The organism is Mycobacterium sp. shizuoka-1 (genome assembly GCF_002723835.1).
Classification (GTDB): domain Bacteria; phylum Actinomycetota; class Actinomycetes; order Mycobacteriales; family Mycobacteriaceae; genus Mycobacterium.
The window spans coordinates 57,048-69,035 of sequence record NZ_BEWG01000070.1 but is presented as its reverse complement, the minus strand read 5'-3'; the positions used below and the strand labels follow the sequence as shown (position 1 = coordinate 69,035).

Here is an 11,988-nt window from a genome sequence, read left to right as displayed (position 1 = left end):
GCCACCGGGGCGGCCGCCACCGGTGGTGCGAGCACCGGCGCAGCGGCGGCCGTTACCGAAACAGCCTGCGGCGCAACGCTGGGCAGCGACCAGGTCGGCTGTGCGACCGCGGCCGGCTGGCCCACGATCTGCGCCATCATCTGGGTGGACATGTCCAGGAAGGCCTGGTGACTGTGCGTCACCACATCCATGTAGCGCCGATGTTGCTCGGCGGTCTCCCTCTGGATGCTGTCGATGATGCTCCACACGTCACCGGACAGCGGCGCCTCGATGATCTCGGCCTGAACCTCGGCCTGCTGGTGCACCACCGGCGCCTGCTGCTGGACCACCGGCGGTTGCGGCTGCACCAGCGGCGCGGGCGCCTGCGCCGCCGGCACTTCCATCCGCTGAACCGCCGCGGCGGGCGCGGTCGCCACCGGTGCGGGAGCGGAGGGCACACTCTGCACGCTGGCCCGGGTGCGCTTGGACGTGATCGTCACCTTGCCGTCCACCGGCGGGTAGGGCTTGCCGAGGTTGGCTCCGCCGACCTTGACGACATGCTTGGGCGCCGGAACGAACTTCACCGGCTCTTCGTAGGCATCGAACAGGGCGACCAGATCCAGCGCCACGCCGTCCGCCGCCAGCGCGGCCAGTCCCCGATGCCAGCCGAGCAGTCCGTCGGCCTTGGGGTCGTCGAGGGCCACCGCGAGGTGCCCGGAGGAGTCCAGGATCTTGTTGACCAGACCGGTCAGCACCCGGCCGGGCCCGACCTCGATGAACCGGGTGACCCCGTCGCGGGCCATCGCCTGGATCATCTCGCGGAACCGCACCACTTGCTGGACCTGATCACCGAGCTGCTCGGCGACGTTCTCGCCGTACTGCTGGGCGGTGGCGTTCGCGTAGACCGGGAAGTTGGGCTGCCCGATCTTCAGTGTCTTCAGATACGAGGTCAGCGGAGCCGAGCTGGCGGCCACGATCTCCGAGTGGAACGCCGAGGCGACCGGCAGCCGAACCGCGGTCCAGCCCTTGGCTTTGGCCGCCGTTTGCGCCCAGGCGATGTCGGACTCGTAGCCGGCCAAGACCACCTGGGTGGGCGCGTTGTCGTTGGCGATGACCAGCGATCCCGACTCGCCGCTGTCCAGCAGCGCGCGGACGTCGTCGGCGCTGGCCGAGACGGCCAGCATGGCGCCGTCCTTGCCCTGGCCCGCTTCGTTCATCAATGTGCCACGGGTGCGGGCGGTTTCGACCAGGCGCTCGGTCGGCAGCACGCCGGCCGCGGCCAGCGCTGTGACCTCACCGAAGCTGTGGCCGGCCGCTGCCGACGCGCTCACTCCGAGCAGGTCGAGCAGGGCGAGCTGGGCCAGGCTGGTCGCGGCGATGGCCGGCTGCGCGTTGGCCATCGCGGTGAGCTCTTTCTTCTGCGCGTCGGCGGTGGCGGCGTCGAACGCCGGCTCCGGGAAGACCACGCCGGACAGATCGGTCAGATCGCCCTCGAGGCCGTCCCACACCGCGAGCGCTTCGGGGAAGGAGAGCGCGAGGTCGCCACCCATTCCCACGTACTGACTGCCCTGGCCGGGGAACAGGAAGGCGGTCTTGCCGTCACGGGCCGGACCGAAGCCGATCGCAATATTGGCATCCTTGAGCCCCGCGGCGGTGCCGTCGGCCAGTGCGCCGCGCAACCGGTCGGCCACCGTCGCCAGCGATTCGGCGTCGGTGGCGACCAGACCGGCCCGTGCCGGCTGCGAGGCATCGAACTCTTCGGCGGCCTCGAATGCGATGCGGGCCAGGCTGTCGCCAGAGCGAGCGGCCGCGACGATGTCCGCGGCGCGCTTCTGCAGCGCGGCCTCCGACGGTGCGCTGAGCACCACAAGTTCGCTCGGCAGCGTCCGCAGCCGCTTGGCGCGGTGCTCGCCCTGGTACTCCTCCAGCGTCACGTGGAAATTGCTGCCGCCGAAGCCGAACGAGCTGACCGACGCGCGACGCGGCTGATCGCTCTTGCGGACCCACGGGCGGGTCGCGGCGTTGACGTAGAACGGTGATTCTTCAATCCCCATTGCGGGATTCGGGCTATCCACCTTCAACGTGCCGGGCAGTGTCGAATGCTGCAGCGCAAGAACCGCTTTGATGAGTCCCGCAGCACCCGCCGCAGCCTTGGTGTGGCCGATCTGAGACTTCACCGAGCCCAGTGCGATGCGCGCGGAGCTGTCGGTGAACACCGACTTCAGTCCGGCGAACTCGGCCACGTCACCGGCTTTGGTCGCGGTGCCGTGCGCCTCGACGAGTTCGACGGTCGACGGGTCGTAGCCGGCCCGCTCGTACGCGCGGCGCAACGCCTTGGCCTGCCCTTCGGAACGGGGTGCGTAGACGCTGGACGCCCGCCCATCGGACGACGAGCCCAGGCCGCGGATGACCGCATGGATCTGGTCCCCGTCCCGCTCGGCGTCGGCGAGGCGCTTGAGGGCCACCATGCCCACGCCCTCACCGATGATCGTGCCGTCGGCACTCTCGGAGAACGGCCGGCAGTCACCGGTCGCCGAGAAGGCCGGCGTCTTGGAAAAGCACATGTACATCATCACGTCGTTCAGAGCGTCGACGCCCCCGGTCAGCACCACATCCGACTCGTGCAGATACAGCCGGTGCAATGCCGACTGCAGCGCCGCAAGCGAACTACCGCAGGCGGCGTCGGTGACGAAATTGGCGCCGCCGAGATTGAGCCGGTTGGCGACCCGGCCGGCGATGACGTTGCCGAGTAGGCCGGGGAACGTGCTTTCCTGCCACGGTACGTAGTGGTCGGCGATGTCCTGGCAGATCTCGTCGGCCTCGTCCTCGGCCAATCCGTTCTCCAGCATGGCCTTTCGCCAGATCGGCCGCTGCATCCGCGAACCCATCTGCACCACGAGCTCGGTCGTGGAGGCGACACCGAGCACCACATCGACCCGGTCCAGGTCGACCTCCGCGCCGCCGCGCTGCACCTCGTCGAGCAGCTGGCGGGCAGCGATCAGGGCAAGGATCTGGCCGGTATCGGTGGACGGCAACGCGTTGGGCGGCAAGCCGAACTGCACCGGGTCGAAGTTGACCGGCTCGATGAATCCGCCACGCTTGCAGTAGGTCTTGTCCGGCGTCTTCGGGTCGGCGTCGTAGTAGTCCTCGATCAGCCAGTGCGAGGGTGGGACCTCGCTGATGGCGTCACGGCCGGCGGTGATGGTGCGCCAGAAGCCGGTGAGCCCCGACTCCCCCGGGTAGATCGCCGACATGGCGACGACCGCGATCGGAGTGGCAGTGGGCTGGGGCGTGTTGTCAGTCAAGGTAACCCTTATCCGAGTGGACGTGGACGGAAATCAAAGGCGGACGGCGGCATGGTGACTCCGGCGGCGCGTAACTGACCGGCGCGGGTCACCGTTGCGGCTCCCTCGAGGAGGTTGAGCGCGATCTGACGAACCGTGCGCGCCTCCACCGGCTCGAGGAAACTTCCCCGCACCCACTGGTTGAAGGCGCCCATCGCCGGACCGCACCAGATCTGGTAGTCGGCACGGCGCTCGGTGTTGCCGTCACGTGCCCACTGCGACCCGGTGAACAGGTACCAGCGAAAGACCAGGGCCATGCGATGCCGGGGATCGGCCGCCGCACGCTCCACCTGCCGAGGGTCACTCTTGGCGAAGAACGCCTCGGTGTCGGCCCAGATGTCGGCGACGCTGCGGCCCAGCACCGTCTTCTCCAGATTGGCGAGCTCCTCGGCTGGTGCCTCCTCGAGCGAGGAATAGCGACGGTAGAAGTCGGCGAGCCGGTGGCCGCGCTGGGCGAACATGGTGCCGCGCTTGAGCACCTGCACGGTCACCCCCATCTCGAACATGTCGGCCGCGGGTGCCATTGCCACGTCGGTGGATTCGGCCAGCCCGAGCAGGGTTCGCGCGTCCGGTGACAAGCCGCTTTCCACCGCGGACTGGTTGACCGACCCGGTCAAGACGTAGGCCGCACCGGCCGCGAACGCCGCCGCGACGGCGGCCGGGGTGCCCAGTCCGCCGGCCGCGCCCACCCGCGGCAGGGTGGGATAACCGTAGGCGGCGGCGATTTCGTCGCGCAGGCTGATCAGCCGCGGCAGCAGCACGGTCAACGCTCGGTTGTCGGTGTGGCCGCCGGAATCCGCTTCGGCGGTGATGTCTTCGGCCACCGGGATCCCGCCGGCCAGCGCCGCTTCCTCCGCGGTGAGCCGGCCCTCGGCCACCAGAGCAGCCAGCATGGCTTCCGGAGCCGGCGACAGGAACTGCCGCGCGACCTCGTCCCGCGAGACCTTGGCGAAGATGTGCCCGGAGCGCACGACGTGCCCGTGTGCATCGCGGCGCAGGCCTTTGGCCGCGTAGAGCACGACGGCGGGGGTCAGCTTCATGAACGCCGACGCGGACACGTAGCGGACGCCCAGGCGGTGGAACAGGTCAACCGTCGCGAGTTCGAGGCCGTCACTCTGCACGTTGTGGATCAGGTTGGCCCCCCATCCCAGCGAGTCACGGCCGAGTGCGGCCTGGATCTCGAGCACGCCGGCTTCCACGGTGGCCAGGTCCAGCCCGGCGCTGCCGTAGAACGCCATCCCGCCGGCACGCACGCCTTCGACCGTCATCCGCGGCGTCGCGATGCCACGGGCCATCTCTCCGACGACATAGGGGAAACGCACACCGTGCGTCGCGGTGAAACTGCGGTCACCCAGCCACTCGGGGTAGATCGGTGGCAGGACGGCGAGCAGATCTTGGCTCAGGATCTCGGGCGTGAGTTGCCCCGCGCCGTCCAGCAACACAGCCCGCGGCCCCTGGGCGGAGTTGACGACGGCAACCGGGCGCCGAATTGCTGCCAGCGCCTCGCCGACATCGGGTCGATCAAGCAGCGCTACCGAGGCGCCATTCGTCGGATGAGAGTTAGCCAAGGTGGCCTGCATGAGGAGGGACTCTAGCTTTACGCGCGCGACAAATCCCGGTTTTAGAACACGTTCTCCCAGCCGGCGACCTACCCGGCGGTAACTCTGTGAGGATCGTACGCCGCCACCCGGTGTGGTCGTTGCCGAAACGACACGCGGGCGATCGTTTTCTGTTCCCGATGTGGGCCGCCGACGGGTACGGACAGCAAATGTGGATACCGGCGATCGCGCACCGGCCCGGTCGCCGGATCAGGCCGGGCAAGGGGCAACGTCGATACCATAACCCTGTTTACGGTGTGCGGTTGCCCCCGCCGCTGGGGTGCTGGCGGTCGGCCCGGGATCGACCGAACGCGGGATCAGTAATTCATGCAGGTGTTGGCGACCTGCGTGACCTGGGGGCCGATCTGGGCGGCCAGGATCGCCTGCAGCTGGGGGTTGGCTGCTTGCTGCTGAGCCAGCTGCTGCTGGCGCTGATCTACCGGCATGGCCAGGAACTGCTGCAGATTGGCCTGCATGTCCGGCCGCCGGCTGAGCTGCATGGCGAGCGCCGGCGCCTGCGCATCCAGAGCGGCCGTCACCTGCGCGTAGCTGCAGGGCGTGTTAGCCAGCGCGTCCGTCATCGGGTCCGCCGACGCGGAGCCCGTGGCCGAAAGCGGAATCGCCGCCGTCAGAGCGCCGACTATGACGACAGTTCGTAAGCATCGGGCTGATTTCATGGACAGGCGCCTCTTCATTTGCCGGGAGTGGGCCTCGCGGGACCGCGGGCAAGTTAAGCACGCCGATTCCCTGGCGTGGGCGAAACGGTCTCTCTCGTGGGGTGATGCTCAGGTTTCGGCCGCGCCCGCCCGGTCGGCAGCCGGCCCGGATGCCCTGATCACCGGCCGCGATCGTCGCGGTGCGAGCGGGCCAGCTCCCGCTCGGCATCCGCGAGCGCCTCGCGCGCTGCCCGCAGCCTGCCGAGCAGGTCGTCGGTCTCGTGTCTGGCACGATCGACCGCCCGAGCCTCTTCCATCGAGTTCAGCACGATGCCGATGAACAGGTTGAACACCAAGAAACTCAGCATCACGGTGTAACTGATGAAAAACAGCACCGACCAGGGCGAGACCTCGAGTCCCATCGCGACGTTGTCGGGCAGGTTCTCCAGCGTGAGCATGATGTACATGGTCAGCATCGCGCGGCCGATGTTCCCGTAGTGCTCCGGGTCGTGGGCGGCGAACAGCACCCAGCCGAGCATCCCGTAGATGTAGATGAGCAGTGCGGTGGCCGCCGCCAGCGAGGCCACCCCGGGGATGCTTCGGGCGATTGCGCCGATGACCACGTGCAGGTCGGGCAGGAACCGGATGATACGGACGATCCGCGCCAGCCGCACCAGACGCAGCAGCATCGCGGTGGCCCGCAGGCCCGGAATGAACGACGCCGCGATGACGACAAAGTCGAAGACGTTCCAGTGCGTCCCGGCGAACTCCCGGACACTCCAGCCGGCTGCGGTGAACCGGATCAGCAACTCGATCACATACACCGCGAGGATGACGTTGTAGAGCACATCGAAGACCCCGTGGCAGCCGTCGGCGACCGAATCGAACGTCTCCAGCCCGAGCATTGTGGCGTTGATCACAATGACGATCACGATCGCGGTTTCGAAGACCGGATTGGCGATCAGCGCGCGGCAGCGCCGGACGACCACGGGGGTGGATGTGGTCGGCGGCCCGACCGCCGAGTCGCGCGACGCGGATTGCACCGTACGTGCATAGCAAAGGTCGATGTCTCGCACCGGGGAACCGCCCTCGACATCGGTGATTTCACAGATCACCGACGGTGCCGCGGGATAGCGTCACCGCCATGCGTTCGGTCGGGCGGCGCGGCTTCCTGCTGGGTTTCGGCGCGCTCGCGGCCACCCCTCTGCTCCCCGGATGCGGCGGCGATGACGACAAGACCGCTGAACACGTCGTGGTCGTGGGCGCCGGCTTCGCTGGGCTGGCGGCGGGGCGGCGGCTGGCCGACGCCGGTGTGCGCGTCACGGTGCTCGAGGCCCGGGACCGGATCGGCGGGCGGACCCGTACCGACACCTCTCTGGGGGTGCCGATCGATATCGGCGCATCCTGGATCCACGGCACCGATGCCAACCCGCTGACCGCACTCGCCCACGACGTCGGGGCCAGGACTGTGTCCACCGATTTCGAGGACTTCGTCCTGCTCGAGAATCGCCGGCCGGTGGATCCCCAGGCGGCCGCCGCCTCGGTCGACGACTGGCACCGGATCGCCGACCGCCTCGACGAACTCAGTGCCGACGCCGGCGCGGGCGAGTCGGTTACCGACGGCCTGGTCGGAATCGCGAACCTCGACGACCCGCTGGTCGCCTGGAACGTCACCTCCCGGATCGCCGGCGAGTACGCGGCCGATCCCGACCAGATGTCGCTGCGCTGGCTGGGCAGCGAGGGACAGTTCAAGGGTCCCGACGTGATCCTGCCGGGCGGCTACACCCAGCTCTCGCAGCACCTGGCCAAGGGCCTCGACATCCGGCAGAACATGGCGGTCACGCGAATCGACCACGGCGGCAACCAGGTTCGCCTCGACACCGCGCAGGGCGCCGTCACCGCCGACCGAGTCATCGTCACCGTCCCGCTCGGTGTGCTCAAGGCCGGCGCCATCACCTTCGACCCGCCGCTGCCGCAGACCAAACGCGCGGCCATCGCGCGGCTCGGCTTCGGGCTGCTGAACAAGGTCGTCGTCGTCTTCGACACTCCGTTCTGGCCGGAATCGATCCCGATGATCGGGCTGGTCGGCAACAACCAGCCCGTCACCGATCTGGTCAACGGGTTGGTGTTCGCCGACAAGCCGCTGCTGGTGGGGTTGCGCGGCGGCCAAGCCGCGTGGTCTCGCGAATCGCTCTCCGATCAGGATGCAGTGACCGAAGTGGTCACCGCGCTCGGGGCGCCGTCACCCATCGGCTCGATCGTGACTCGTTGGGGCACAGATCAATACGCTCGCGGCTCGTACAGTTTCCTGGCCGTCGGGTCGAGCCCCGACGACATGGCGGCGCTCGGCGAGCCGGTCGGCGAGCGGCTGATGTTCGCCGGTGAAGCCACCAATCCGGAATGGTTCGGCACAGTGCACGGCGCCTACCTGAGCGGAATGCGGGAGGCCAACCGGGTTCTCGCCTGAGCGTTGCTCTGCGCGGGCTGCCAACCGCCTGCCGGTGTCCCAAACTCCTGGCATCGGGAGGTCTGATCGGCGCACTCTGGGGGTACTCCGCCAGCCTGTAAAGGAGATGCCGATGACAGCACACGCGACCGACACACCAACCCGTTCGGAAGCGCAGGCCTTGTTGGCGATGCTCGAGCGGATGCGGTCCAAGCTGGTCATGCAGCGAGCCGAGTTGGCCAGGCAGTTGCGCGAGATGTCCACCAGGGTCGACGGGATCGATCGTCAACTCGACGACTTGACGGTCAGCGCCGAATGGTTGTCGGCGGTGGCCCGGCACCCGAGCACTCGGGCGCGGGCGTGAGCCGCCCGGGTTTGCCAGACGCGACGGCCGCGGTCCGATAGCCTGGGACGCCAACCGGCGAAGCGGGGGCAGATGCGCAACGGAAGCGAGATCCAGTCCACCGGGTGCGGCCGTGTCCGACACTGAGTCTCGCGATCCCGACCGACCGGAAGATCGAAAACGACCGCCGTCGACGCCGCGTAGCACCGAGGACGTGGTCTTCCCCGAGTCGTTCCGGAAACTCTGGCGCACCCTGCTGACCCCGTGGGGACGTCGCCGATAGCACCCCAGGCGCCGACTCCTCGCATACGATGCACAGACATTTGCCGGGCACCGGCGGTCTGGGCGGCCGACCCCGCAGCGTCACTCGCTTGAGGAGTCAGCTTCGTGAGTCAGCACCCCGCCGCCCCGCCCGAGACCGATTCCCTGTCCCGCCGCCAGATCGTCCTGCTGGTGACCGCATTGGTCTTCGGGTTGATGTCGTTCTCGCTCAACGCCACCATGCTGTCCCCGGCCATCCGGGACATCAACGAGACGCTGGGCCACGGGGCGTTCGTGGCGATGTCAACACCGTTCTACCTCGCCGGGGCGATCGCCAACGTCGTCCTGATCCGATGGAGCGACTACATCGGCCGCAAACGGGTCCTGATCGGGATCGTGATCGTGATGTGCATCGGCACGGTGCTGTGCCTGAGTTCGTCGCTGCCGATCGTGGTGGTGGGCCGATTCCTGCAGGGCACCTCGAACATCACCTACGGGCTGGCCTTCCTGATTCTGCGGGCGCGGCTGTCCGGAGCCACGTTCGGGGTCTGCTGCGGGGTGATGGCCTCCATCAACGGCGGGGTGGCCGGCGGCGACGCGTTCCTGGCCGGCATCATGACCGACGCGTTCGGCTACCGCTCGATCTTCGTGCTGATCCTGGTCGTCGGCCTGCTCGCCGCCGGGTTCGTGTGGAAGTGGGTTCCGGCCGACGAGGGCGCCGGCGCCGAAGGACGGATGGACTGGGTCGGGGCGGTCTTCATCGCGGTGACCGTCGGCGGCGTGACGATGTTCTTGTCCAACGGCGGTCACGCAGGGTGGACCTCGACGCCCGCGCTGATCTGCCTGGCGATCACCGTCGCCGCCGCCGTGGCATTTGTGGTGGCCAACAACCGTGTCGAGCATCCCCTGGTCGGGCTTACGCATCTGCGCTCACGCGAGGCATGGCCCCTGCTCGTCGTCACCATTCTGGTGATGGGGTCGTTCATGGTGGTGCTCGGCTTCATCGTGCCCAGCCTGGCCGAGGACACCGATTCCGGTTTCGGCCTCAACGCAACGATGACGGCGTTGCTGTTCCTCACCCCTGGGGCGATCGTTCAGGTCCTCACTGCGCCGTTCGTCGGCCGGCTCGCGGTCCGTATCGGCTTCGTCACCGTGCTGCGGGCCGGGATCGCCGCCACCGTGGTGGTGGTCACGCTGATGGGTGTTCTGACCGACCACAAGTACGCGGTGGCGGGGCTGATGCTGGTCTTCGGATTCACCTGCACCGCAGTGATTCTCACCCCGCTGAGTTCGCTCGGCGTGCTGCAGGCCTCTGACGAGGAACCCGGAGCTCTGCCGGGTATCGCGAATGCCAGCTACGGTATCGGCTTCTCCCTGGGATTCGCGTGGGCGGGACCGATCGTCGGCTCCGGCACGGATTCGACCTTCCACCAAGCGCTGTGGACCGTCGTCGGCATCGGCGTGATCGCGCTCGGGTTCAGTTTCGTCCTGCGGCCCAAACCCGTTGCTAGTGAGGCAGTCTCCCCCGGCGGTTCGACAGCTCACCGGTCATCGCCCTGACCGACGGCGGCACCGGGGTGGCGGGATCACAGTCGGGTGCCCGTTGCGGCTCGCCGTATGTCGTGGTCAGCGGCACCACCCCGGCCCAGGCTCCGGCGGCGATGTCGTCGTCTTCGTCCTCCGGCCAGCCGTCGCCGATCTTGAGCGACCAATTGTCGGCGCCGATCGGCATCCGCAGCACCATCGTCGCGGCGAGTTCCTTACGCGAGCTGGCGCGCAACTCGGCGACCCGGCCCGGAATGAAGGTGTCGGTCAGCGTCTCCAGGTAGTGGACCTTGTCGGCATCGGCCACGGCGTCGAACACCCCGAACAGCACCGCGCTGCGGAACTGGAAAGAGGATTCGAAACCGCTGCGCGCCACCAGGACTCCGTCGAGCGCGGTGACCGAGACCGCGGCGGGCGCCCCGCCTGCGAGCTGACGCATCCACGGCGAACCGGTCGAACCGTGAATCACCAGTTCATCGCCGATCCGGGCGAAGCCGATCGGAAAGATCACCGGGTGGCCGTCGCGGATCAATGCGATGGTCGCCAGCGGTGTGGCGTCGAGCAGCTCGTCGAGTCGGGCGCGCGAGGTGTTCTGCTTCTCCGGCAGGCGACTGACCCTGGTGGATGGTTGCGGCATGCGCTTACTGTCGCACGGGCCGCAGCGCGGCGCGGGTCAGCTCGCCGATGCTCGGGTAGCCGTCGATCGCCATGATCAGGTCCGCCTCGGCCAACATCGACCGCAGCACATGCACGATCCCGTCGGTACCGGCCAGCGCTGCACCGTAGGCGTAGGGCCGGCCGATGCCGACCGCGGCGGCCCCCATCGCCAGCGCCTTGACGATGTCGGCGCCGGAGCGCACGCCGGAATCGAACAACACCGGCACATCACCGGCGGCCTCCACCACGTCGGGCAGGCAATCGAGTGCCGGAAGACCGCCGTTGGCCTGGCGGCCACCGTGATTGGAGCAGTAAATGCCGTCCACGCCGGCGTCGATGGCGCGGCGGGCATCGTCGGGATGGCAGATGCCCTTGAGGATGAGCGGCAGCGAGGTCAGCGACCGCAGCCACGCCAAGTCGTTCCAGCTCAACGAATTCCCGAAGTTGCTGACCCACGGCAGTACCGCATTGCGGGGGTCGGCGTCGACATCGCCGTCGCATTTGGCTCGGAAGATCGGGTCGCTGGTGTAGTTGGACAGGCACAGGCCGCGCAGCTGCGGGAAGTTGGCGGTCGACAGGTCGCGGGGCCGCCAGCCCGGCACCCAGGTGTCCAGGGTCACCACGATGCCGGTGTATCCGGCGGCCTCGGCGCGGTGGACGAAGCTCTCTGCCAGCTCACGGTCGACCGGTGTGTACAGCTGGAAAAGGCCTGGGGTGTCTCCGAATTCGGCGGCCACCTGCTCCAGTGGGTCCATCGTCAGGGTCGAGACGCACATCGGAACGCCGGTGGCGGCCGCGGCACGCGCGGCGGCAAGGTCGCCGTGCCGGTCGGCGGTGCACAAACCGATCACCCCGATCGGCGCCATGAACACCGGGGCCGGCCAGCGCCGCCCCCACAGCTGAACCGACAGATCCCGCTCGGTCGCGCCGACCAGCATCCGCGGGATCACACCCCACTGGTCGAACGCGGTCACGTTGGCGCGCTGGGTGCGCTCATCGCCGGCGCCGCCGGCGACATAAGACCAGATCGACGGCGAAAGAGTCTGGGCAGCACGGGCTTCCAGCTCGGCAAAGGACATCGGCAGGCTGGGCAGCACGCCGGTGAGTCCCTGGAAGTAGATCTCGATCTGGTAGTTGCCGTACGGCTGGGTCATGGTTC

9 protein-coding genes are annotated in these 11,988 nt (G+C 68.3%); 3 read left to right on the top strand and 6 right to left on the bottom strand.

Annotated features, from left to right (window positions below):
• The 4 genes from MSZK_RS20765 to MSZK_RS20750 form a co-directional block, all read right to left on the bottom strand.
• The coding region (locus MSZK_RS20765; RefSeq protein WP_142389970.1) for a type I polyketide synthase at nucleotides 1-3,284 on the bottom strand (3,284 nt) is incomplete at its 3' end.
• An 8-nt stretch (nucleotides 3,285-3,292) separates the two neighbouring features.
• A complete protein-coding gene (locus MSZK_RS20760) occupies nucleotides 3,293-4,903 on the bottom strand; it encodes a PfaD family polyunsaturated fatty acid/polyketide biosynthesis protein (protein WP_099250508.1) in 1,611 nt (536 codons plus the stop codon).
• 335 nt (nucleotides 4,904-5,238) lie between these two features.
• Nucleotides 5,239-5,502: a hemophore-related protein gene (locus MSZK_RS20755; RefSeq protein ID WP_233211425.1), complete on the bottom strand. Its 264-nt coding sequence runs from the start codon at nucleotides 5,500-5,502 to the stop codon at nucleotides 5,239-5,241.
• 254 nt (nucleotides 5,503-5,756) lie between these two features.
• A complete protein-coding gene (locus MSZK_RS20750) occupies nucleotides 5,757-6,620 on the bottom strand; it encodes an ion transporter (protein ID WP_099250518.1) in 864 nt (287 codons plus the stop codon).
• A gap of 101 nt (nucleotides 6,621-6,721) precedes the next feature.
• On the opposite strand from MSZK_RS20750, the gene MSZK_RS20745 reads away from it, so the two are divergent.
• From MSZK_RS20745 to MSZK_RS20735, 3 genes are all read left to right on the top strand, one after another.
• Nucleotides 6,722-8,044: an FAD-dependent oxidoreductase gene (locus MSZK_RS20745; protein WP_099250507.1), complete on the top strand. Its 1,323-nt coding sequence runs from the start codon at nucleotides 6,722-6,724 to the stop codon at nucleotides 8,042-8,044.
• 112 nt (nucleotides 8,045-8,156) lie between these two features.
• Nucleotides 8,157-8,387: a hypothetical protein gene (locus MSZK_RS20740; RefSeq protein ID WP_142389969.1), complete on the top strand. Its 231-nt coding sequence runs from the start codon at nucleotides 8,157-8,159 to the stop codon at nucleotides 8,385-8,387.
• A 366-nt stretch (nucleotides 8,388-8,753) separates the two neighbouring features.
• Nucleotides 8,754-10,187, top strand: coding sequence for an MFS transporter (locus MSZK_RS20735; protein ID WP_233211424.1), 1,434 nt, complete (start codon nucleotides 8,754-8,756; stop codon nucleotides 10,185-10,187).
• On the opposite strand, the gene MSZK_RS20730 is transcribed toward MSZK_RS20735, so the two are convergent.
• Both MSZK_RS20730 and MSZK_RS20725 read right to left on the bottom strand, forming a co-directional pair.
• Complete coding sequence (locus tag MSZK_RS20730) at nucleotides 10,135-10,809, bottom strand: pyridoxamine 5'-phosphate oxidase family protein (RefSeq protein WP_099250505.1); 675 nt, start codon at nucleotides 10,807-10,809, stop codon at nucleotides 10,135-10,137. The genes MSZK_RS20735 and MSZK_RS20730 overlap by 53 nt on opposite strands.
• Nucleotides 10,810-10,813: 4 nt before the next feature.
• Entirely contained in the window at nucleotides 10,814-11,983 is a 1,170-nt protein-coding gene (locus tag MSZK_RS20725; RefSeq protein ID WP_099250504.1) for an alpha-hydroxy-acid oxidizing protein, read from the bottom strand.
• Nucleotides 11,984-11,988: the final 5 nt, after the last annotated feature.

Excerpts from the sequence above, each read along its gene's own strand:
- MSZK_RS20740 (WP_142389969.1), top strand. The coding sequence starts at position 8,157 with ATGACAGCACACGCGACCGACACACCAACCCGTTCGGAAGCGCAGGCC.
- MSZK_RS20725 (WP_099250504.1), bottom strand. The coding sequence starts at position 11,983 with ATGACCCAGCCGTACGGCAACTACCAGATCGAGATCTACTTCCAGGGA.
- MSZK_RS20760 (WP_099250508.1), bottom strand. The coding sequence starts at position 4,903 with ATGCAGGCCACCTTGGCTAACTCTCATCCGACGAATGGCGCCTCGGTA.
- MSZK_RS20745 (WP_099250507.1), top strand. The coding sequence starts at position 6,722 with ATGCGTTCGGTCGGGCGGCGCGGCTTCCTGCTGGGTTTCGGCGCGCTC.
- MSZK_RS20730 (WP_099250505.1), bottom strand. The coding sequence starts at position 10,809 with ATGCCGCAACCATCCACCAGGGTCAGTCGCCTGCCGGAGAAGCAGAAC.
- MSZK_RS20755 (WP_233211425.1), bottom strand. The coding sequence starts at position 5,502 with ATGACGGACGCGCTGGCTAACACGCCCTGCAGCTACGCGCAGGTGACG.